The sequence below is a fragment of the Zavarzinia aquatilis genome (assembly GCF_003173035.1).
In the GTDB taxonomy this organism is placed as follows: domain Bacteria; phylum Pseudomonadota; class Alphaproteobacteria; order Zavarziniales; family Zavarziniaceae; genus Zavarzinia; species Zavarzinia aquatilis.
The window spans coordinates 97,706-117,596 of record NZ_QGLE01000002.1; the positions used below are offsets into that span (position 1 = coordinate 97,706).

A 19,891-nucleotide genomic window follows, 5' to 3' on the forward strand; every position below is an offset into this window, starting at 1 on the left:
GGCCCGCCCGGCGAAACGGGTTTGACATTTGGCCCGCGACCGCTATATTCCGCGACCTACGCCGGGGCTCCAGTCCCGGTTCGTTGTTTTTATTGGTTCCTACCCGCTCGGTGCGGGACGCGAAATGCGGATAATGCTGGCGGCATCGGAAACATGAGCAAGCGCGTTCAAGCGAAGTACAAGATCAACCGTCGTCTCGGCGAAAACCTCTGGGGTCGCCCGAAGAGCCCGGTGAACAAGCGCGAGTACGGCCCGGGCCAGCATGGCCAGCGCCGCAAGGGCAAGGTGTCGGACTTCGGCACCCAGATGGTCGCCAAGCAGAAGCTGAAGGGCTACTACGGCAACCTGACCGAGCGCCAGTTCCGCAACCTCTATGCCGAGGCGGTCCGTCGTCGTGGCGACACCGGCGAGAATCTGATCGGTCTCCTCGAACAGCGCCTCGACGCCATCGTCTATCGCCTGAAGTTCGTGCCGACCGTGTTCTCCGCCCGCCAGCTGGTGAACCACGGCCACGTCAAGGTGAACGGCCGCCGGGTCAACATCCCCTCCTATCAGGTCAAGGTCGGCGACGTGATCGAACTGACCCAGCGCGCCAAGGAAATGGCCCTGGTGATGGAAGCCGGTGCCTCGTCCGAGCGCGAGATCCCCGACTACATCTCGTTCGACGGTCACAAGGCCACCTACATCCGCGTGCCCACGCTGTCGGACGTGCCCTATCCGGTGCAGATGGAACCGAACCTGGTCGTCGAGTTCTACTCGCGCTGACCTTCGGCTCCTTCGGGAACGAGACGAACCCCGCCCCTCCGGGCGGGGTTTTTCTTTGGGCGCTTTCCTGCAATTGGTGCCTTTGATGCACCGGACGTCAGCATAAAGCTGATTTTCGTCACGGCGCCCCTGGCCCACACTCCGGCATCCGACACGCCACAGGGGATGCCGCCATGGCCACCAATGCCGAACTCGTTGCCCGCCGCGAAGCCGCCACGCCGCGCGGCGTCTCCATCGCCTATCCGGTCTATGCCGAGAAGGCGCAGAACGCGGAGCTGTGGGACGTCGAGGGCAAGCGTTTCATCGACTTCGCCGGTGGCATCGGCGTTCTCAACGTCGGCCATCGTCACCCCAAGGTGATCGCGGCGGTGAAGGATCAGCTCGATCACTTCACCCATACCTGCGTGCAGGTCGCGCCCTATGAAGGCTATGTCGAGCTGGCCGAGCGGCTGAATGCCCTCGCCCCGTTCAAGGGGCCGGCCAAGACCGCCTTCTTCACCACGGGCGCCGAGGCGACCGAGAACGCGGTGAAGATTTCCCGCGCCTATACCGGCCGCTCCGCCGTCATCGCCTTCACCGGCGCCTTCCACGGCCGCACCATGATGACCATGGCGATGACCGGCAAGACCCTGCCCTACAAGAAGAAGTTCGGCCCGATGCCGAGCGAGGTGTTCCACGTCCCGTTCCCGAACGAGCTGCATGGGGTTACGGTCGCCGACTCGCTGCGCGCCCTCGAATTCCTGTTCCGCGCCGATGTCGAGCCGAGCCGCGTCGCCTGCATCATCATCGAGCCGGTGCAGGGCGAAGGCGGCTTCTACAGCGCGCCGGTCGCGCTGCTGACCGCGCTGCGCGCCCTGTGTGACGAGCATGGTATCGTCCTCGTCGCCGACGAGGTGCAGTCCGGCTTCGCCCGCACGGGCAAGATTTTCGGCATCGAGCATTCGGGTGTGGAGCCCGACCTCGTCACCGTCGCCAAGTCGCTGGGTGGTGGCTTCCCGATCTCGGGCGTCATCGGCAAGGCGCCGATCATGGACGCGGCCGATCCGGGCGGCATCGGCGGCACCTATGCCGGCTCGCCCATCGCCTGCGCCGCCGCCCTCGCCGTCCTCGACATCATCGCCGAGGAAAAGCTGCTTGATCGCGCCAATGCCATCGGCGACCGCATCAAGGCCCGCGTCGCGGCGATCGCCACCCGCAACGACGTGGTGCCGGTGACCGCCATCCGCGGTCCGGGCGCCATGATCGGCTTCGACATCGTCAAGAGCCGCGGCAGCTACGAGCCCGACGCCGAAGCGACCAAGCGCGTCACCCAGGCCGCCATCGAGAACGGCCTGATCCTGCTGTCCTGCGGCGTCTACGGCAATGTGATCCGCGTCCTCGTGCCGCTGACCGTGTCCGACGCCGTGCTCGACGAAGCCCTCGGCAAGCTGGAAACCGCGCTGGCCGCCGCCTATCAGGGAGCCTGATGGTCATGACCGTTCAGTTCAAGAGTACCGCCCCCCTCGAGCTGCAGGACCCCAGCCTGCTCGAAAGCCGCTGCCTGATCGACGGCGAATGGCTGGGCAGCGGCGAGGATGCCGTGCATAACCCGGCGACCGGCGCCCTGCTCGGCAATGTGCCGCGCTTCGGCGCCGCCGAGGCGACGAAGGCGGTCGAGGCCGCGTCCCGGGCCTTCAAGCCCTGGGCGAAGCGCCTCGCCAAGGAACGCGGCGCGATCCTGCGCCGCTGGTTCGAGCTGATCATCGCGAACCGCGAGGATCTCGCCCTCATCCTCACCTCGGAACAGGGCAAGCCCCTGCCCGAGGCCCGGGGCGAAATCGACTATGCCGCGTCCTACGTCGAATATTACGCCGAGGAAGCCAAGCGCATCTATGGCGAGACGATCCCCTCGCACCGGCCGGACGCGCGGATCATGGTCACGCGCCAGCCGACGGGCGTCGTCACCGCGATCACGCCGTGGAATTTCCCCGCCGGCATGATCACCCGCAAGATCGCCCCCGCCCTCGCCGCCGGCTGCACCGCTGTCGTCAAGCCCGCGCCGGAAACGCCGCTGACCGCCCTCGCCCTTGCCGTGCTCGCCCAGCGCGCCGGCATTCCCGATGGCGTCTTCAACGTGCTGACCGGCGATGCCCCGGCCATCGGCGAGGTGTTCTGCAGCCATCCCGCCGTCCGCGTCGTCGGCTTCACCGGCTCGACCGAGGTCGGCAAGCTGCTGATGCGGCAGGCCGCGGTCGGCGTGAAGAAGGTCGCGCTGGAGCTGGGCGGCAATGCCCCCTTCATCGTCTTCGACGATGCCGATCTCGAAGCCGCGGTCGAAGGGGCCATGGTCTCCAAATTCCGCAACATGGGTCAGACCTGCGTCTGCGCCAACCGGCTCTATGTCCAGGCCGGCATTTACGATGCCTTCGTCACCCGCCTTGCGGAGCGCGTCGCCGCCCTCGTGGTCGGCGACGGCACGGCGCCGGGCGTCACGCAAGGCCCGCTGATCACCGGCGAGGCCCTGGCCAAGGTCGAGACCCTGGTGGCCGACGCCACCGGCAAGGGCGCCCGCGCGGTCACCGGTGGCAGGCATCACGGCCTCGGCCGGACCTTCTACGAGCCGACGGTGCTTGCCGATGTGACCGCCGAGATGGCGGTCGCCCGGCACGAAATCTTCGGCCCCGTCGCCCCGGTCTTCAAATTCACGACCGAAGACGAGGTGGTCGCCGCCGCCAACGACACGCAATACGGCCTTGCCGCCTATTTCTATGCCCGCGACATCGGCCGCATCTTCCGCGTCGCCGAGGAACTGGAATACGGCATGGTCGGCATCAATTCCGGCCTGCTATCCTCGGAACTCGCGCCCTTTGGCGGCGTGAAGGAAAGCGGCAACAGCCGCGAGGGTGGCCCCCACGGCATCGACGAATTCGTCGAGCTGAAATACATGCTGATCGGTGGCCTCGCCCGCTGATCCTGAACACAGCCTGATGTGACGGGGCGCCCGACGGCGCCCCGTTTTGCTTTCAGGCCCCGACCGCGACCGGCGCCTTGCCGCCCTGCCCGGCCATGCAGGCGGGGTCGAGCGCGGCCATCGCCTCGGCCTGGGACAGGAAGACCCGGCCCGAGAGATGGGCGAGGAAATGGGTGGCCTTCAGCCGGTCCATGACCGGGCCCTTCACTTCCGAGAGATGGAAGGTGACCCCGGCGGACTTCAGCCGTTCGTCCATCGCCTCGAGGCTTTCGAGCGCCGAAGCGTCGATCATGTTCACCGCCGAGCACAGCAACACGACATGTTTCACCGCCGGCCGGCTGGCGATCAGGTCGTAGATGCGATCCTCAAGGAAGCGGGCATTGGCGAAATAGAGGCTCTCGTCGACCCGGACCGACAGCACGGTCTCGCCGGTGATCACCTTGTGACGCTCGACGTTGCGGAAATGCTCGGTCCCCGGCACCCGGCCGACAATGGCCATGTGGGGCCGGCTGGTGCGGTAGAGGAACAGGGCGAGCGAGACGACGACGCCCGAGACAATGCCGATTTCCACCCCTTCAAGGAGGACGACGGCGATGGTGACCGCCATCGCGGCGAAATCCGCCTTGGAATAGCGCCAGGTCCGGCCCAGCGCGCCGAGATCGACTAGCGAGAAGACGGCGACGATGATGGTCGCCGCCAGCACCGCCTGCGGCAGCTTCTCGAAGAAGGGCGTGAAGAACAGGATGGTCGCCAGGATACCGGCGGCAGTGAAGACGCCAGCCAGGGGCGTTTCCGCCCCGGCATCGAAATTCACCACCGAACGGGTGAAACCGCCGGTCACCGGATAGCCGCCGGTCAGCCCCGCCGCGATATTGGCGGCGCCGAGGCCGAAAAGTTCGGTGTTGGCGTCGATCCGCTGGCGCCGCTTGGCCGCCAGGGTCTGGGCGACCGAGACCGATTCGACGAAACCGACGATGGAGATCAGCAGGGCCGGCAGCGCGAGCCGAAGCCAGAGATCGGCCTGAAACACCGGCAGGGTCAGCGGCGGCAGGCCGCTGGGAATGGCGCCCACCACCTTCACCCCCGCCTGGTCGAGGGCAAGCGCGGCAACCAGCGCGGTCGAGGCGGCGACAGCGAAGACCGGCCCCGCCTTGGCCAGGATGTCGGCGGCACCCGCCGGCAGGCCGAGACGGCGCAGCAGGGGCTTCAGGCGCTTCCGCACCCAGAACAGGAAGGCGATGGCGGCGGCGCCGATGCCCAGCGTGATGAAATTGGTGCCGCCGATGGTGGCCGCGATGCCGGTGACCAGTTCGGGCATGGTATCGCCCGACGCCTTGATGCCGAGGATATGCTTCATCTGGCTGGTGGCGATCAGCACACCCGACGCGGTGATGAAGCCCGAGATCACCGAATGGCTGAGGAAATTGGCGAGAAAGCCAAGGTTCAGCAGCCCCATGAGGGTCAGGATCAGCCCGGATTCGACGGCGAGGATGAGGGCCGCGGCGACGAATTCCGGGCTGCCCGGCGTCGCCACCGACCCCGCCGCAGCGGCGGTCATCAGTGAGACCACGGCGACCGGCCCGACCGCCAGTGTCCGGCTGGTGCCGAACAGGGCATAGGCGACGAGCGGCAGGATCGAGGCATAGAGCCCGATATGCGGCGGCAGGCCGGCCAGCATGGCGTAGGCGAGGCTTTGCGGCACCAGCATGATGGTGACGACCACGGCGGCGACCGCGTCATTGGTCAGATGGCGCCGGTCATAGGTGCGGGCCCAGTCCAGAAACGGCAGCAGGCGCCGGATGTCGAAGGACATGACTTACCCCTGTTTGCGGGCGCGGAAGCGGATCAGCGCACCCAGGCCCTGATGGCCCCGCCCCTCGTCGAGCGGAACCTCGGGCGTGGCCAGATAGTCGATATGGAAACCGGCGAAATCGGCGCGCAGCTCGGCCTCGGAATAGAGCCAGTCGGCATTGCGCGGCCCGCCGGACGAACGCCCCAGCTGCTCGGCCCGGAAGCCCTCGATCACGACCATGCCGCCGGGGGCGAGGGCACGGCCGATCTGGCCATGCAGATCGCGGCGCAGCAGGCGCGGCATATGGGCATAGACGGCGATGACCGCGTCGAAGGCGGCCTCGGGTGCCGACCACAGGCCGAGGTCTTGCTGCCGCACGGTGAGGGGCAGATTGAGGGCCCGCGCCCGCGCCGCCAATTGCCGGCAGGCGGTCGCGGAAAGGTCGAGGGCGGTCACCCGAAAGCCCCGGGCGGCGAGGGCAAGGGCATTGCGTCCCTGCCCTTCCGCAAGGCACAGCACCCGCGCGCCATGAGCAAGGGCAAGCGAGCAATCGACCACGAAAGCCGACGGGGCAAGGCCGTAGAGCGCCTCGTCCCCGCGGAACCTTTCGTCCCAGTCCGGCGCGACGCTGGCCATCACCGGCCCTGCAGGCGCTTCGACTTGGCGCAATCATCGAGCGAGGGGTCTTCCTCGCGCGGCTGCGGCTCGTGCGGCAGCATGGTCGGCCTGGCCAGCCATTCCCGCCCCTTCAGCATCACATCCCAATAGAGCGTGGGCAGGAGATCGGCCTTGAGGAACCAGGCACTGCGGCGCGGTACCGCGGGATCGAGCGGGAAAGTCGGCAGCAGCTTGCCGCCATAACCGAATTCCGCCAGCACCACCTTGCCCTTCTCGACCGTGAGCGGGCAGGAGCCGTAACCGTCGTAGATCGCGCGCGGGCTCTTGCCGTCGAGGACGGCGATGATGTTCTCGGCAACGACCGGCGCCTGCTTGCGCACCGCCGCCGCCGTCTTGGCGTTGGGTGCCGAGGAGGCGTCGCCCAGCGAGAAGACATTGCCGTAACGCCGGTGGCGCAGGGTTTCCTGATCGACATCGACCCAGCCCGCGGCATCGGCGAAGGGCGACTGGCGAATGAAGTCGGGCGCGGTCTGCGGCGGCACGACATGGATCATGTCGAAACCCTTGGTCACGCGGGAGACCGTGCCGTCCGCCGCCTTCACCTCGAAATAGGCTTCCCGCTTCTCGCCGTCGATCGCCTTCAGGGTCGAATTGAAGGCGAGATGGGCGCCGTATTTCTCGACATATTTCATCAGGGGCGGCACGAAGGTGCCGACACCGAACAGCACCTGACCGGCGTTGTTCAGCTCGACCTCGATAGTCTTCAGGACGCCGGTGCGATGCCAGTGGTCGCACGAGAGATACATCGCCTTCTGCGGCGCGCCGGCGCATTTGATCGGCATCGGCGGCTGGGTGAACAGCGCCCGGCCCTTCTTCAGGCCCTGCACCAGTTGCCAGGTATAGGGCGCGAGATCGAACAGATAGTTCGAGGTGACGCCGTTCCTGCCCAGGGTCTCGCGCAGCCCCTCGATCGCTTCCCAGCGCAGGGTAATGCCCGGCGCGACGATCAGGGTGCGATAGGCGAGACGGCCGCCATCCTCGAGCACGACCAGGTTGCGGTCCGGCTCGAAACCGGCGGCGGCGGCGCGGATCCAGCGCACGCCCTTGGGGATCGCGCTTGCCATCGGCCGCTCGGTCTTGGCGCGGTCGAAGGCGCCGCCGCCGACCAGGGTCCAGGCCGGCTGGTAGTAATGTTTGTCCGAAGGCTCGACGATGGCGATCGAGAGGTCCGGCCGGCGCTTGCGCAGGCTGGCCGCGGCCGAGCAGCCGGCGGCACCGCCGCCGATGATCAGCACATCGAAGGAGGTCGCCCGGGTGAAGGGCAGCACCTCGCCGCCACCCGCCGCGCCGCTCGCCATGGCCGCGCGCTGCTCGAGCCGGCCGCGCAGATTCTCGAGATCGTAGCCAGCGGCGGCAGCGGTGGCGATCAGGGCATCCGGCGTCAGGTGATGGGCTTCCGACAGCGCCCACAGGGTCGTGGAACGGGTGCCGGTCCGGCAGAAGGAGGCGACCGGCCCCTTCAGCTCGGCGAGGGCGGCTGAGTATTCCGCCACCGCCTCGTCCGAGACCTTGCCCGAAATCGCCGGAATATGGCGATAGGCGAGGCCGAGGCGCTGGGCCGCGGCTTCAATCTCGGCCGAGGGGGGCTGGTCCGGCGCCTCGCCATCGGGCCGGCTGTTGATGATCGAGCGGTAGCCCAGCGCGGAAAGCGTGCCGACATCGCCCGCGTTGATCTGCGGCATGACGGACAGGAAGGGCGTCAGTTTCTTCAGGCTTTCCATGGGGCTCCCCCGAGCAGTTTTTTTGTTGGGTGAACGAAGTCAGGCGAGGCGCGGCCGCAGTCCCGACAGATCGCAGCCGGCGGCGGCGGCGGTGCCGATGATGTCATCGGCGGATTTCGTGCCGGCGAGACCGAGCGCCCAGAGAACGGCGCAGCGATTGCCCGTGCGGCAATAGGCCAGCACCGGCCCCTTGGCCTCCGACAGCGCCTTGGCGAAGGCGCCGACGACGGCAGCATCGGCGGCGGCGGGCGAGGCAATCGGGATATGCCGCGCTTCGAGGCCGGCCGCGGCGGCAGCGGCGGCGATGGCGGCGAAGTCGGGCTGGCCCGGGTCTTCGCCGTCGGGCCGGTCGCAGACGATCATGGCAAAGCCCCGCCCGGCGAGGTCCGCGACCTCGGCCGGCAGGATCTGGCCGGTGACGGCCAGATCCGGGGTCAGCTGCTTCAAGGCCTGCATGTCAGCGCCTGTTCGCCGGGCAGGTGCGGATGCCGAACAGCGTGTAGAGCGGACACCAGGACATCGCCGCGGTGGCCAGCGGCACGATGCCGATCAGGCCGAACCACTTCGCCTCGCCGTCCAGCAGGAACAGCAGGGAGAGCAGCACGAGACCAGCGACGACGCGAAAGACGCGGTCGGCAGTGCCGACGTTCTTGTTCATGGCGGATCACTCCTCTCAAAGAGCGTTCAGGGGAATCTTCAGGTAACGGGTGCCGTTGCCTTCGGCCGGCGGCAGTTCGCCCGCGCGCATGTTCACCTGGACCGACGGCAGGATCAGGCGCGGCATCGACAGGGTGGCGTCGCGGGCCTTGCGCATGGAAACGAAGTCGGCCTCGGAAATTCCCTCGTGGACATGGATGTTCGCCCGCTTCTCGGCGCCGACCGTGGTTTCCCAGGCATAGGAATCGCGCCCCGGGGCCTTGTAGTCGTGGCACATGAACAGGCGCGTCTCGTCCGGCAGGGCGAAGATCTTGCGGATGGAGCGGAACAGGGTCGAGGCATCGCCGCCTGGGAAGTCGCAACGTGCCGTGCCGTAATCGGGCATGAACAGCGTGTCGCCGACGAAGCCGGCATCGCCGATGACATAGGTCAGGCAAGCCGGCGTGTGACCGGGGGTGTGCATCACATGGCCTTCGATTTCGCCGACCTTGAAGGTATCGCCGTCGACGAAGAGCCGGTCGAACTGGCGACCATCGGTGGCGAATTCGGGTTCGGCGTTGAAGACCTTGCCGAAGATGCCCTGCACCACCTTGATGTTGGCACCGATGGCGATCTTGCCGCCCAGCGCCGTCTTCAGGTAGGGCGCCGCCGACAGGTGGTCGGCATGGACATGGGTCTCGAGCAGCCATTCGACCGTCAGGCCCTTGTCCTTGACGAGGGCGATGATCCGGTCGGCGGATTCGGTGGAGGTCCGGCCCGAGGCGGGATCGTAGTCGAGCACGGAATCGACGATGGCGGCGATGCCGGTCGCCGGGTCCTCGACCACATAGCTGACCGTGAAAGTCGCTTCGTCGAAGAAGGAATGGACAACGGGCTTCATGGCTTCGGCTCCTGGGCGGCATATGCCGTTCTATGTCTCAATTATTTATGATTTCATAAAATTAAAATCAATATGAAATCACATTGCATCGACTGTCGAATACCCACCCTGCGCCCGACGCGCCGGGCAGCGCGCCTCTTATCGGGCCGAGGGGATGCGTCGATCCGTCGTCACAGGGACAAGATAGGGCCTCTTGGCGCGTTTTCAATATATATTTACGTATATTATATATTGAATGCGCGCGCAAAATCCCCTGCCCCCGCAACAGGGGCGGGCACGAAGCTCAGAGACGGGAGGGTATCGCCGGCTCAGCCGACGGTATTGCGCTGTGGCCGGCGAACCGTCGGGAAGACCGCCGCTTCGCCCGCCGAAAGGCCGCGCGGGGCCGACGTCATCGCGGGATGCGAAGGGGCCGTCCCTTCGGGCACGGCGCCGCCACAGAACAGCTGGTTCATCACCGCGATCAGCGGCCGGGCCCGCTCGTCGGACAGCTGATAGATCACGGATTTGGCGTCGCGCCGGCCAAGGACGATGCCGGCTTCGCGCAGGATGCCGAGCTGCTGCGACAGGGTGGGCTGGCGGATGCCGAGCTGGGCTTCGAGTTCGGCGACCGATGCTTCGCCATCAAGCAGATGGCAGACGATCATCAGGCGGTTGGCATTGGCCAGAACCTTGAGGAATTCCGCCGCCCTGTCGGCCATGGGCAGAAGTTCGTCGCCCTTCGCGCCGCCGCTCATTGCCCGCGCCCCTTTCGCCCGCGCGGCACGACTCCTGCCGGGGGCATGTCGCCATAATACCAGTCGCGATTCCCGGGCTGCCCCTGTCGGACGCGCGCCTCGTCGAGCGCGACGGGCGGTGGGGCCAGCACGGGATCGCCCTCGCGCCAGTCGGCCGGCACGGAACATTCGTTGCCCGACGCGGCCTGCAGGGCGGCGACGAGACGCAGCAATTCGTCGACCGAGCGCCCGACCGCCATCGGATAATACTGGATCGCCTGGATGATGCCGGCGGGGTCGATGACGAAGGCCGCCCTGATCGTCGCCGTGGTCGCCGCCCCCGGATGCACCATGCCGAAGGCGCGCGAAATGACGAGCGAGACATCCTCGACGATGGGGAAGTCGATGGTTACGTCGAATTTTTCCTCGATCGCCAGCACCCAGGCGATATGAGCATAGAGACTGTCGACCGAGAGACCGACAATGTCGCAGCCGAGCTTCTGGAATCGCGCCGTCGCCCGCGCCAGGGCGACGAATTCAGAGGTACAGACCGGGGTGAAGTCGGCGGGATGCGACAGCAGCAGCAGCCAGCGCCCGCGATAGTCCGACAGGGTCAGCATCCCCTTGGTCGACCGGGCCTGGAAATCGGGCGCGGCCTCGCCGATCAGCGGCAGGCGGTCGCAAAAATCGGTGGCGGCGGTCGGGTCGGATGGACCAGTCACGAGGGTCGGAACTCCGGCAAACGGTATACCGAGTTATAGGCCCCGCGCCCCTTCAATTTCAACATTCGTTAAGTGATTAATCGACGGCGCCGCCCGGAGAGGGGGAGGGGCAGAAGGCGGCGCCGTCGCCCCGCCTTACTCGCACATGTCTTCGAGGGCTTCGCGATCCTCGAGGACGATGGTGCGGGACTGGGGAATGGAGATGAGGCCGTCGGCCTGAAGCTGGCTCAGGGTGCGCGACACGGTCTCGATGGTCAGGCTCAGGTAATCGGCCATGTCCTGACGGCTCATCGGCAGGTCGAGGCGCTTGCCCGCGTCGGCACGCTCGGCCATGTCGAGCAGGAAGCCGGCGACGCGCTCGCAGGCCGTCTTGTGGCTGAGCATGGCGACATGCTCCTGGCTGCGCTGCAGGCCCTGCACGGCAAGACGGAACAGGGTGGCGGCGACATCGCCCTGACGGGCGGCGATTTCATTGAGGTGCGACCGGCGCACGACGAGGATGGTGGCGCTGCCGAGGGCTTCGGCCGAAGCCCGATGCGCCGCCCCGGCTTCCATGCCGAAATATTCGCCCGCGAGGTGGAAGCCTTCGATCTGCCGACGGCCGTCGCGCAGAATGCGGTAGGTGCGCACCCAGCCCGAGACCACCTTGTAGAGGCAATCGGCCCGTTCGCCCTGGCCGAAGATCTCGGCGCCTTTGGCGAAATGCAGCACCTGCCCGCCTTCGAGCGGCAGATCGTCGTCGCTGACGACCGAAGCCTGCGGGAAAACGGCAAGGCCGGCGGGAACGGTGTTCGTGGCGGTGAGGATCTGGCTGTTGGCGAACATCGGGGCTTCCCTTCGGCTGGTGAAGGAAAACTACCCGCGGGCGCGCCTCGCGGAAATTCAGGGCGCACGCATAAGGGAAACTACGTATGCCGAGTCATTGTTCTGGATCAATGGCAGGCCAGCCCCGATCTGTTGTCATGACCGCCATGGATATCGCCGTTCACACCAGCCAGGGCACCCCTATGCCCCAAAATTCCGGGCCCAGGATTGTCGTCATAGAGGATGATGCCGCGCTCCTCGACGCCTTGGCGTTCGCCCTGGATACCGAGGGCTACGATACCCGCTGCTACATGTCGGACAAGAAACTGCTGGCCGATGGCGAATTCGATCGGGTGCGCTGCTTCGTGATCGACTTCATGCTGGCGCCCATCGACGGGCTCGAGCTGCTGGCGGAACTCCGTCGCCGCGGCGCAACGGCACCCGCCATCCTGATCACCACGGAGCCCGATGCCCGCTGCCGCCGCCGGGCCCGCCTGATGGGCGCCGCCATCGTCGAAAAACCGCTGATGACCGACGCCCTCAGTCAGAAGATCCGCTCGCTGATTTAGCGCGGGGCCGACGCGCGCTGGCCTACTTCGGCGCCGGTTTGGGACGCGCCCGCACCTGCGGGTGGCCCGCCTCGGTCTGGCCGATCTCGAAGGCATCGAGGCTGCGCACCAGGTCGATCAACTTCTTGAAACCATAGGTTCGCGAATCGAAGTCCGGCGCGAGGTTGGCCAGTTGCTTGCCAATCGCGCTGAGGGTGACCCAGCCTTCGTCGCCCTCCTCCTGCGAAAAGGCCTTGCGGATCAATTCCTCCGCCGGCTTCGATGGCCGGGCCACCTTGGCTTCGGCCGGACCGGCGCCGCCGAGCAGGTTTTCCGTATAGATGAAGCGCCGGCAAGCCTGACGGAAGCTCTCGGGCGTCTTCTGCTCGCCGAAGCCGAAGACATCTATCCCCTGCTCGCGGATGCGCGAGGCCAGGCGCGTAAAATCACTGTCGGAGGATACGAGGCAGAAGCCGTCGAAACGGCCGCTGTGCAGCAGGTCCATGGCGTCGATGACCAGGGTGATGTCCGAGGCGTTCTTGCCCGTCGTATAGGCGAACTGCTGCTGCGGCACGATGGCATGACGGGTCAGAATGTCGGCCCAGCCCTTGGAGCGGGATACCGAAAAGTCGCCGTAGATGCGCCGGACGCTGGCCTCCCCGATACGGGCGATTTCCTCGAACAATCCATCCGCGATCTTGGGCGAGGCATTGTCCGCGTCGATCAGCACGGCGAGACGGGGCGAACGGCCTTCCTGGGTCATGGTCGGTTCTCTCGATGCCGGGGTGGCGATACGCTATCAGAGGGGGGCGGCACCGGCCTTGTCCAGTGCCCTCTCGGCCAGCCAGTCGGCGACGCCGGCGCGGACCGCCGACAATACCGCCGCGCCGACCGCCTCACCCACCGCGGTATGCAGACCCGCATAGGGCGCGGGCGTACCGGCAACAGGACAGGCCATCACGATGCAATCGGTTCCCGTCCCGGTGATCGGAGGCAAGTCGGGGTCTGGCCGGTAATCGCCTTCGAGAATCGCCAGTGTGCGGGCCTGAACCGCGACCGACTGGGCTTCCAGCAACGCGATATCGTCGAGCGGCTGCGAAACATGGACGAGCATGTTCACCGTGCCGAAGCCGGGCGGGCGGGCGTGGCGCCGCCGCCCCACCCGCTCGCCATTGCCAAGGCCAACCGTCGCCAGGCAGGCAGCGGATACGCCATCCACCGCGGCGCGCGACGTGAAGTGGCGGCGAATATCGCGGGAGGTCATCATGGCCACGGCATCGAGCGCACCGAGATCGGCCAGACCGTCCCGCAACAGGGCCAGGGCATCGACGTCGGGGGTCAGATCGGCATTGCGCACTTCCCGCCAGACCACGCGGCGCGCGATCTGGAAACCGGGCCGATGCGGCGCCCAGCTCAGGAGCCGGCAGTCCGTGCCCAGATCGACCGCCAGCCACGGCTGGCTGCAGTCGGTGACGAAGGGAAGCGGGATCAGCGGGTCGGGACCGGGTGCTCGCCCCGGTAGTCATAGAAGCCGCGACGGGTCTTGCGCCCGAGCCAGCCGGCCTCGACATATTTCACCAGCAGCGGACAGGGCCGGTATTTGGAATCCGCGAGGCCTTCGTGCAGCACCTGCATGATGGCGAGGCAGGTATCGAGGCCGATGAAGTCGGCCAGCTGCAGCGGACCCATGGGGTGATTGGCGCCGAGGCGCATGGCGGTGTCGATCGCCTCGACCGAACCGACGCCCTCGTAAAGCGTGTAGACCGCCTCGTTGATCATCGGCAGCAGGATACGGTTGACGATGAAGGCGGGGAAGTCTTCGGCCGCGGTCGGCGTCTTGCCGATGGTCACGGCGAATTCGCGGATGGCCTGATAGGTGCTTTCATCCGTGGCGATGCCCCGGATCAGTTCGACCAGCTTCATGACCGGCACCGGGTTCATGAAGTGAACACCCATGAAGCGTTCCGGCCGGTCGGTGATCGCCGCGAGACGGGTGATCGAGATCGACGACGTGTTGCTCGCGATCAGCGCCGTGTCCTTCAGCTTCGGACAGAGATTGGTGAAGATCTGCTTCTTCACCGTCTCGTTTTCCGAGGCCGCCTCGATCACGAGGTCGGAAACCCCGAGCTGGTCGAGACTGTCGGTCGGCATGATGCGCTTCAGGGCGACATCGCGGGCAGCTTCCGTGATGGTGCCCTTGGCCAGCTGACGGGCCATGTTGCCCTGGATGACCTCGAGCGCGGCCTTGGCGCGCTCGAGGCTGACATCCATCAGGAACACATCGTAACCGGACAGCGCGCAGACATGGGCGATGCCATTGCCCATCTGGCCGGCACCGATGACACCGATCGTCTTGAGCGCCATTCCATCTACCCCGTCTGCTGTCCGCGTTACGATAAGCCTAACAAATAAGTCGCGTTACTTCGACAGTTCCGCTTCCAGCTCGGGCAGGGCCTTGAACAGGTCCGCGACGAGGCCGTAGTCGGCGACCTGGAAGATCGGCGCCTCTTCGTCCTTGTTGATGGCGACGATCACCTTCGAGTCCTTCATGCCGGCGAGGTGCTGGATGGCACCCGAAATACCGACGGCGACGTAGAGCTCGGGGGCGACGATCTTGCCAGTCTGGCCGACCTGATAGTCGTTCGGCACGAAGCCGGCGTCGACCGCGGCGCGCGAGGCGCCGACGGCGGCGCCCAGCTTGTCCGCGATCTTGTCGAGCAGGTGGAAATTGTCACCCGACTGCATGCCGCGACCGCCGGAGATGACGATGCGGGCGGCGGTCAGTTCCGGACGCTCCGACTTCGACAGCTCGGCGCCGACGAAGCTCGACAGGCCCGGATTGCCGGCGGAAGCGACCGCCTCGACCGGGGCCGAGCCGCTGGTGCCGACCGCCGGGAAGGCGGTGGTGCGGACGGTGATGACCTTCTTCGCATCCGACGACTGCACGGTCGCCAGGGCGTTGCCGGCATAGATCGGGCGGACGAAGGTATCGCCCGAGACGACCTTCACGATCTCGGAAATCTGCGCGACGTCGAGCAGCGCGGCGATGCGCGGCGTGACGTTCTTGCCCGAGGTCGTGGCGGGGGCGACGATATAGTCGTAGGCACCGGCGATGGACACCACGAGGGCGGCCAGCGGTTCGGCCAGACGGTTGGCATAGACCGCGTCGTCGGCGGTCAGCACCTTGGCGACACCGTCGATCTTGGCGGCTTCCGCGGCGGTGGCGGCGACGCCTTCGCCGGCAACCAGCACATGGATGTCGCCACCGATGGCCTTGGCGGCCGCGACGGCGTTCAGGGTCGCCGGCTTCAGGCCAGCGGCGTCATTTTCTGCAAGGACGAGAATCGCCATCTCAGATCACTCCCGCTTCGGTCTTCAGCTTGGCGACGAGGGTCGCGACGTCGGGCACCTTGATGCCGGCGCTGCGCTTCGGCGGCTCTTCGACCTTCAGGGTCTTCAGGCGGGGGGCGACATCGACGCCGTAATCGGCCGGGGTCTTCTCGGCCAGCGGCTTCTTCTTCGCCTTCATGATGTTCGGCAGCGAAGCATAGCGCGGCTCGTTCAGACGCAGGTCCGACGTGACGATGGCCGGCAGCTTCAGGGTCAGGGTCTCGAGACCGCCGTCCACTTCGCGGGTGACGTCGGCCGAGCCGTCGCCGATCACGATCTTGGACGCGAAGGTCGCCTGGCCCCAGCCGAGCAACGCGGACAACATCTGGCCGGTCTGGTTCGAATCGTCGTCGATCGCCTGCTTGCCGACGATGACGATACCGGGCGCCTCTTCGGCGACGACGGCCTTCAGCAGCTTGGCCACGGCCAGCGGCTGCACGTCCTCATCGGTCTTGATCAGGATGCCGCGGTCGGCACCCATGGCCAGCGCCGTGCGGATGGTTTCGGCCGCCTGCGCGGGGCCGATGGAGACCACGACCACCTCGGTCGCCTTGCCGGCTTCCTTGAGGCGGATCGCCTCTTCGACGGAAATTTCGTCGAAGGGGTTCATGGACATTTTGACATTGGCGAGGTCGACGCCGGAATTGTCCGCCTTGACACGGATCTTCACGTTGTAGTCGACCACCCGCTTCACGGGTACCAGGACCTTCATGGGAAATTCGCTCCGCCCTGTTTTCGAAAAACAGCTTCATGACCAGGACCAGCCGGTCCCGGGGAGGCAGCAGGGCCCCCCTGCCGGCAACTGGCAGGGCGGCTCCGATACTGCGGCGCACCATAAGAAGGGATGACGGCCCTGTCAACGAACCGCAATTCTCGCTGGTGCTTCCCGGGGGCCTGCGGCCACCGCGGGGTGCATAGTGGCAGGGAATCCGCCGTTGGCAAGCGCGGGCCGCAGGCGCGGCCCTGAATCTCAACGATTGGCGCCGGGCACCCAGAGCACATCGGAAGCGCCCTTGTCGTTCAGATGACGGGCCAGCACGAAGAGGTGATCCGACAGGCGGTTCACGTAGCGCAGGGCCGCCATGTTGATCGCCTCCGCCTCGGCGAGGGCACTGATCGCCCGCTCGGCCCTGCGGGCCACGGTGCGGGCCAGATGGGCGAAGGCCGCCGCCCGCGTGCCGCCCGGCAGAATGAAGGAGCGCAGCGGCGGAATATCGGCGTTCATCGCGTCGATTTCCTGCTCCAGCCGGGTCACCTGGGCATCGACGACACGAAGCGCCCCCTCGATCCCGTCGGGCGTCGCGAGGTCGGCGCCAAGGTCGAACAGATCGTTCTGGATCCGGCCGAGCATGGCATCGACCTCGGCGAGGCCGGCGGTTTCCAGCCGGATGAGACCGATCGTCGCATTCAGCTCGTCCACCTCGCCATAGGCGGCGACACGGCCGGCGTGTTTCGCCACCCGGCTGCCGTCGACGAGGGAGGTCAGGCCCTTGTCGCCGCCCCGGGTATAGATCCGGTCGAGCTTGACCATCAGGTCCTCCCGGCGAAATAGAGCGTCAGCAGCAGGAGGATAAGGGCGACGCCCTGCACGACGACGCGCAGCTGCATCAGCTTGTTGGAAAAGCGCCGGTCGGGGCCGCCGCGCAGCAGGGTGGTGATCCCGAGGGCGAGAATCACCACGAGCGCGACGAAGACGAGGGGCACGAGGAAGGCGAGGAATCCGGACATGGCCGCAAGATATAGCGCGTCGTCGGGGGAAGGAAAAGCGCCGCCGCCCTAACCGGCGAGTTCGGCCACCGCCGCTTCCATCCGGGCGATGTCCGCTGGCGAAGACAGGCGGTGATCGGCGCCCTTGACCAGGGTCAGCGTTGCGTCCGCGCTCTGCACCCGCGCCAGCAATTCCGCCGACAGGGACCAGGGCACATCCGTGTCCTCGGTGCCATGGATCATGCGCAAGGGGCAGCGGATGGCGACGGGACCGTTCAGGATCAGGTGATCGCGTCCCTCGTCGACCAGGGTCTTGCGGATTTCGTAGCCCGCCGGATCGTAGTCGGACGGATCGACGATGAAACCGTCCCGCGCCATCGCCTCGCGCTGGGCCTCGCTCATCCGCGCCTCGATCAGGCGGTGGGTGAAATCGGGGGCGGCGGCCAGGGTGACGAGGCCCGCGACCCGCTCCGGCCGGCTGATGGCGACGAGGCTGGCGATCCAGCCGCCCATGGACGAGCCGACGAGGACGACCGGCCCCTGCACCACCTGGTCGAGCACGGCGAGCGCGTCGCCCAGCCAGCCGCCGATGGTGCCGTCGGCAAACTGACCCGAACTGGCGCCGTGCCCGCGATAGTCGAAACGGGTGAAGGCACGGCCGGTCGCGCGGCAGAATCGGTCGAGCGCCGTTGCCTTGGTCCCGGTCATGTCGGATTTGAACCCACCGAGGAACAGGACGGCGGGTGATTTCCCGTTGGTAGTGTGATAGGCGATCGACTCTCCACCACTTCTCGGCAGTCGGGCGGGCGTGGTGGGTTCGGCAGGGGCATCGGCAGTTTTCATGAGCGATACATATACCGGCATCGAGGGGGATGCCATGTCGGCGGTGCCCCCGGGCCGGTTGCCCCGCGTGCTTCAGGTCCTGCCCGCCCTTGGCGCCGGCGGGGTGGAGCGGACGGCGGTCGATGTCGCCGCCGGCCTCGTCGCCGCGGGGGTGGAAACCTTCGTCGCCTCGGAAGGCGGCCGGCTGGTCCATGACGTCGAGCGGGCGGGCGCCCGCCACATCACCCTGCCCCTCGCGACCAAGAATCCGTTCCGTATGCGCAGCAACGTCCGGCGCCTGCGCGAAGTGATCCGGGCCGAGGGCATCGAGCTGCTCCACGCCCGCTCCCGCGCGCCGGCCTGGAGCGCGCGCGCCGCCGCCCGGGCCGAGGGCCTGCCCTTCGTCACCACCTATGCCGGGACCTACAACGAGAATTTCGCCGGCAAACGCTATTACAACGGCATCATGGCGGCGGGCGACGCGGTCATCGCCAATTCCCATTTCATCGCCGCCCATGTGCTGGAGCGTTATCCGGAAGCCCGAGGCCGGCTGGTGACCATTCCGCGCGGCATCGACATTCACAGCTTCGATCCCGCCCGCGTCAGCCAGGAACGGGTAATCGCCATCGCCAGGGCGTGGCGGATGCCGGACGGTCTGCCCGTCGTGCTGATGCCCGGCCGCCTGACCCGCTGGAAGGGCCACAGTTTCCTGGTCGACGCCCTCGCCGCCCTCGGCCGGCAGGACATCGTCTGCTTCATCGTCGGCGACGATCAGGGCCGCAACAAATACCGCGCGGAACTTGAAGAAAAAATCCGCCACCTCGGTCTTGGCGGCGTTGTCCGCATCGTCGGCCACTGCCGCGACATGGCCGCCGCCTATATGCTGGCCGATGTCGTCGTCGCCCCCTCGCTCGAGCCGGAAGCCTTCGGCCGCATCCCGGTCGAGGCCCAGGCCATGGGCAAGCCGGTGGTGGCGACCGACCACGGCGGTTTCCGCGAAACCGTGCTGCCGGGCGAAACCGCCCTCCTGGTCCCGCCCGGGGATGTCGCGGCGCTGGCGACGGCGATCGGCGATGCCCTCGCCCTCGACCTGACCACGCGCCAGGCGATCGCGGTTCGCGGCCGCGAGCATGTCGAGGCGACCTGGACCGTCGAACACATGGTCGCTTCCACCCTCGACGTCTATCGCGGCCTGATGGCGGGGCGCTGAGCAGCAGACCTTTAATCTTTTTCGGGCTTCATGCCGCCCGGAAACGATGAATGTGTCCGTGCTGAACGAGGTTGCCCCCTTGCGTATTGCTGTGCTGCTCACCGCCCTGATGACCGCGCCCGCGGCACTGGCGGCCACGCCCGCGCCCGCCGGGCGCTATGCCGTCGACGTCGACGCCACCTATCAGGCCCTGGTCGAAGCCAAGGCCGCGACCGAGACCAGCCGCGACCAGCTGGAGCGGCAGAAAGACCTGATCTTCCTCGAATTCGGCGCCGAAACCCTGTCTTTCGTCGCGGGGCCCCAACTTGGCGGCGGCGTAAAGGGCAGCTGCCGCTGGCGGCTGGAACAGGACCGCATCCGGGTCGACAGCTGCCGCCAGCCCGATGGGCGCCCCTTTTCGGTCAAAGGCCAGATCGGCTTCGAGGCCGATTCCGGCACGGTGACCCTGACCGGCAATACCCCGGTACCGGTTCGCTACCACGCCCAGTGACCGGCACGACCGGCGCCATTGATAAATTGTCAATTTGGT

At 66.9% G+C, this 19,891-nt stretch carries 23 protein-coding genes; 6 read left to right on the forward strand and 17 right to left on the reverse strand.

Going from position 1 to position 19,891, the window contains the following annotated elements:
• Positions 1–153 precede the first annotated feature (153 nt).
• The 3 genes from rpsD to DKG74_RS03910 all read left to right on the forward strand — a co-directional run bounded on the left by rpsD (position 154) and on the right by DKG74_RS03910 (position 3,715).
• A complete protein-coding gene (gene rpsD, locus DKG74_RS03900) occupies positions 154–765 on the forward strand; it encodes a 30S ribosomal protein S4 (protein WP_109902850.1) in 612 nt (203 codons plus the stop codon).
• Positions 766–938: 173 nt separating this feature from the next.
• On the forward strand, positions 939–2,231 hold the full coding sequence (gabT, locus tag DKG74_RS03905; protein WP_109902852.1) for a 4-aminobutyrate--2-oxoglutarate transaminase: 1,293 nt from the start codon (positions 939–941) through the stop codon (positions 2,229–2,231).
• Positions 2,232–2,236: 5 nt separating this feature from the next.
• Entirely contained in the window at positions 2,237–3,715 is a 1,479-nt protein-coding gene (locus tag DKG74_RS03910; RefSeq protein ID WP_109903757.1) for an NAD-dependent succinate-semialdehyde dehydrogenase, read from the forward strand.
• A 52-nt stretch (positions 3,716–3,767) separates the two neighbouring features.
• On the opposite strand, the gene DKG74_RS03915 is transcribed toward DKG74_RS03910, so the two are convergent.
• The 9 genes from DKG74_RS03915 to DKG74_RS03955 form a co-directional block, all read right to left on the reverse strand.
• Entirely contained in the window at positions 3,768–5,528 is a 1,761-nt protein-coding gene (locus DKG74_RS03915; RefSeq protein ID WP_109902854.1) for a SulP family inorganic anion transporter, read from the reverse strand.
• Positions 5,529–5,531: 3 nt separating this feature from the next.
• Positions 5,532–6,143, reverse strand: coding sequence for a class I SAM-dependent methyltransferase (locus DKG74_RS03920; RefSeq protein ID WP_109902856.1), 612 nt, complete (start codon positions 6,141–6,143; stop codon positions 5,532–5,534).
• The gene (locus DKG74_RS03925; protein ID WP_109902858.1) at positions 6,143–7,906 is read right to left on the reverse strand and encodes a bifunctional protein tyrosine phosphatase family protein/NAD(P)/FAD-dependent oxidoreductase; all 1,764 of its coding nucleotides are present in this window, start codon (positions 7,904–7,906) and stop codon (positions 6,143–6,145) included. The genes DKG74_RS03920 and DKG74_RS03925 overlap by 1 nt, the downstream gene beginning before the upstream one ends.
• Positions 7,907–7,945: 39 nt before the next feature.
• Positions 7,946–8,362: a TIGR01244 family sulfur transferase gene (locus DKG74_RS03930; protein WP_109902860.1), complete on the reverse strand. Its 417-nt coding sequence runs from the start codon at positions 8,360–8,362 to the stop codon at positions 7,946–7,948.
• Between the two features lies 1 nt (position 8,363).
• Positions 8,364–8,564, reverse strand: coding sequence for a YgaP family membrane protein (locus tag DKG74_RS03935; protein ID WP_109902862.1), 201 nt, complete (start codon positions 8,562–8,564; stop codon positions 8,364–8,366).
• Positions 8,565–8,579: 15 nt separating this feature from the next.
• Positions 8,580–9,443 (reverse strand): MBL fold metallo-hydrolase, encoded by an 864-nt coding sequence (locus DKG74_RS03940; RefSeq protein ID WP_109902864.1) that lies wholly within the window; start codon positions 9,441–9,443, stop codon positions 8,580–8,582.
• A 308-nt stretch (positions 9,444–9,751) separates the two neighbouring features.
• Entirely contained in the window at positions 9,752–10,180 is a 429-nt protein-coding gene (locus DKG74_RS03945) for an ArsR/SmtB family transcription factor (protein WP_109902867.1), read from the reverse strand.
• Positions 10,177–10,881 carry a peroxiredoxin gene (locus DKG74_RS03950; protein ID WP_109902869.1) on the reverse strand — a complete coding sequence of 235 codons (705 nt, stop codon included), beginning with the start codon at positions 10,879–10,881 and terminating at the stop codon, positions 10,177–10,179. The genes DKG74_RS03945 and DKG74_RS03950 overlap by 4 nt, the downstream gene beginning before the upstream one ends.
• Positions 10,882–11,016: 135 nt before the next feature.
• A complete protein-coding gene (locus DKG74_RS03955; RefSeq protein WP_109902871.1) occupies positions 11,017–11,706 on the reverse strand; it encodes a helix-turn-helix domain-containing protein in 690 nt (229 codons plus the stop codon).
• A 137-nt stretch (positions 11,707–11,843) separates the two neighbouring features.
• On the opposite strand from DKG74_RS03955, the gene DKG74_RS03960 reads away from it, so the two are divergent.
• Positions 11,844–12,254 carry a response regulator gene (locus DKG74_RS03960; RefSeq protein ID WP_165837518.1) on the forward strand — a complete coding sequence of 137 codons (411 nt, stop codon included), beginning with the start codon at positions 11,844–11,846 and terminating at the stop codon, positions 12,252–12,254.
• 22 nt (positions 12,255–12,276) lie between these two features.
• On the opposite strand, the gene DKG74_RS03965 is transcribed toward DKG74_RS03960, so the two are convergent.
• From DKG74_RS03965 to DKG74_RS04000, 8 genes are all read right to left on the reverse strand, one after another.
• Positions 12,277–12,996 carry an NYN domain-containing protein gene (locus DKG74_RS03965; protein ID WP_109902875.1) on the reverse strand — a complete coding sequence of 240 codons (720 nt, stop codon included), beginning with the start codon at positions 12,994–12,996 and terminating at the stop codon, positions 12,277–12,279.
• Between the two features lie 36 nt (positions 12,997–13,032).
• Complete coding sequence (locus DKG74_RS03970; protein WP_341475847.1) at positions 13,033–13,725, reverse strand: adenosylcobinamide amidohydrolase; 693 nt, start codon at positions 13,723–13,725, stop codon at positions 13,033–13,035.
• Positions 13,722–14,597, reverse strand: coding sequence for a 3-hydroxybutyryl-CoA dehydrogenase (locus tag DKG74_RS03975; protein WP_109902879.1), 876 nt, complete (start codon positions 14,595–14,597; stop codon positions 13,722–13,724). Before DKG74_RS03975 ends, DKG74_RS03970 begins: the two co-directional genes overlap by 4 nt.
• A 54-nt stretch (positions 14,598–14,651) precedes the next feature.
• Positions 14,652–15,584, reverse strand: a complete 933-nt coding sequence (locus DKG74_RS03980) for an electron transfer flavoprotein subunit alpha/FixB family protein (RefSeq protein WP_109902881.1) — start codon at positions 15,582–15,584, stop codon at positions 14,652–14,654.
• 1 nt (position 15,585) lies between these two features.
• Positions 15,586–16,335, reverse strand: coding sequence for an electron transfer flavoprotein subunit beta/FixA family protein (locus DKG74_RS03985; RefSeq protein ID WP_109902883.1), 750 nt, complete (start codon positions 16,333–16,335; stop codon positions 15,586–15,588).
• A 258-nt stretch (positions 16,336–16,593) separates the two neighbouring features.
• Positions 16,594–17,154 carry a cob(I)yrinic acid a,c-diamide adenosyltransferase gene (locus DKG74_RS03990; RefSeq protein ID WP_109902885.1) on the reverse strand — a complete coding sequence of 187 codons (561 nt, stop codon included), beginning with the start codon at positions 17,152–17,154 and terminating at the stop codon, positions 16,594–16,596.
• A complete protein-coding gene (locus DKG74_RS03995; RefSeq protein WP_109902887.1) occupies positions 17,154–17,351 on the reverse strand; it encodes a twin transmembrane helix small protein in 198 nt (65 codons plus the stop codon). The genes DKG74_RS03990 and DKG74_RS03995 overlap by 1 nt, the downstream gene beginning before the upstream one ends.
• A gap of 48 nt (positions 17,352–17,399) precedes the next feature.
• Complete coding sequence (locus tag DKG74_RS04000) at positions 17,400–18,038, reverse strand: alpha/beta hydrolase (protein ID WP_243404015.1); 639 nt, start codon at positions 18,036–18,038, stop codon at positions 17,400–17,402.
• Between the two features lie 133 nt (positions 18,039–18,171).
• Between DKG74_RS04000 and DKG74_RS04005 the strand changes: the two genes are divergently transcribed.
• Together DKG74_RS04005 and DKG74_RS04010 are read left to right on the forward strand one after the other, a co-directional pair.
• On the forward strand, positions 18,172–19,362 hold the full coding sequence (locus tag DKG74_RS04005) for a glycosyltransferase family 4 protein (RefSeq protein WP_243404016.1): 1,191 nt from the start codon (positions 18,172–18,174) through the stop codon (positions 19,360–19,362).
• Between the two features lie 52 nt (positions 19,363–19,414).
• Positions 19,415–19,852, forward strand: a complete 438-nt coding sequence (locus DKG74_RS04010) for a hypothetical protein (RefSeq protein WP_207779232.1) — start codon at positions 19,415–19,417, stop codon at positions 19,850–19,852.
• Positions 19,853–19,891: the final 39 nt, after the last annotated feature.

Bases quoted from the DNA above. Each gene is read 5' to 3' on its own strand.
- DKG74_RS04005 (WP_243404016.1), top strand. From the start codon at position 18,172: ATGAGCGATACATATACCGGCATCGAGGGGGATGCCATGTCGGCGGTG.
- DKG74_RS04000 (WP_243404015.1), bottom strand. From the start codon at position 18,038: ATGACCGGGACCAAGGCAACGGCGCTCGACCGATTCTGCCGCGCGACC.
- DKG74_RS03960 (WP_165837518.1), top strand. From the start codon at position 11,844: ATGACCGCCATGGATATCGCCGTTCACACCAGCCAGGGCACCCCTATG.
- DKG74_RS03920 (WP_109902856.1), bottom strand. From the start codon at position 6,143: ATGGCCAGCGTCGCGCCGGACTGGGACGAAAGGTTCCGCGGGGACGAG.
- DKG74_RS03995 (WP_109902887.1), bottom strand. From the start codon at position 17,351: ATGTCCGGATTCCTCGCCTTCCTCGTGCCCCTCGTCTTCGTCGCGCTC.
- DKG74_RS03910 (WP_109903757.1), top strand. From the start codon at position 2,237: ATGACCGTTCAGTTCAAGAGTACCGCCCCCCTCGAGCTGCAGGACCCC.
- DKG74_RS03915 (WP_109902854.1), bottom strand. From the start codon at position 5,528: ATGTCCTTCGACATCCGGCGCCTGCTGCCGTTTCTGGACTGGGCCCGC.
- DKG74_RS03940 (WP_109902864.1), bottom strand. From the start codon at position 9,443: ATGAAGCCCGTTGTCCATTCCTTCTTCGACGAAGCGACTTTCACGGTC.
- DKG74_RS03930 (WP_109902860.1), bottom strand. From the start codon at position 8,362: ATGCAGGCCTTGAAGCAGCTGACCCCGGATCTGGCCGTCACCGGCCAG.
- DKG74_RS03965 (WP_109902875.1), bottom strand. From the start codon at position 12,996: ATGACCCAGGAAGGCCGTTCGCCCCGTCTCGCCGTGCTGATCGACGCG.
- DKG74_RS03985 (WP_109902883.1), bottom strand. From the start codon at position 16,335: ATGAAGGTCCTGGTACCCGTGAAGCGGGTGGTCGACTACAACGTGAAG.
- DKG74_RS03980 (WP_109902881.1), bottom strand. From the start codon at position 15,584: ATGGCGATTCTCGTCCTTGCAGAAAATGACGCCGCTGGCCTGAAGCCG.
- DKG74_RS03935 (WP_109902862.1), bottom strand. From the start codon at position 8,564: ATGAACAAGAACGTCGGCACTGCCGACCGCGTCTTTCGCGTCGTCGCT.
- DKG74_RS03925 (WP_109902858.1), bottom strand. From the start codon at position 7,906: ATGGAAAGCCTGAAGAAACTGACGCCCTTCCTGTCCGTCATGCCGCAG.
- DKG74_RS03955 (WP_109902871.1), bottom strand. From the start codon at position 11,706: ATGTTCGCCAACAGCCAGATCCTCACCGCCACGAACACCGTTCCCGCC.
- gabT (WP_109902852.1), top strand. From the start codon at position 939: ATGGCCACCAATGCCGAACTCGTTGCCCGCCGCGAAGCCGCCACGCCG.
- DKG74_RS03945 (WP_109902867.1), bottom strand. From the start codon at position 10,180: ATGAGCGGCGGCGCGAAGGGCGACGAACTTCTGCCCATGGCCGACAGG.
- DKG74_RS03975 (WP_109902879.1), bottom strand. From the start codon at position 14,597: ATGGCGCTCAAGACGATCGGTGTCATCGGTGCCGGCCAGATGGGCAAT.
- DKG74_RS03990 (WP_109902885.1), bottom strand. From the start codon at position 17,154: ATGGTCAAGCTCGACCGGATCTATACCCGGGGCGGCGACAAGGGCCTG.
- rpsD (WP_109902850.1), top strand. From the start codon at position 154: ATGAGCAAGCGCGTTCAAGCGAAGTACAAGATCAACCGTCGTCTCGGC.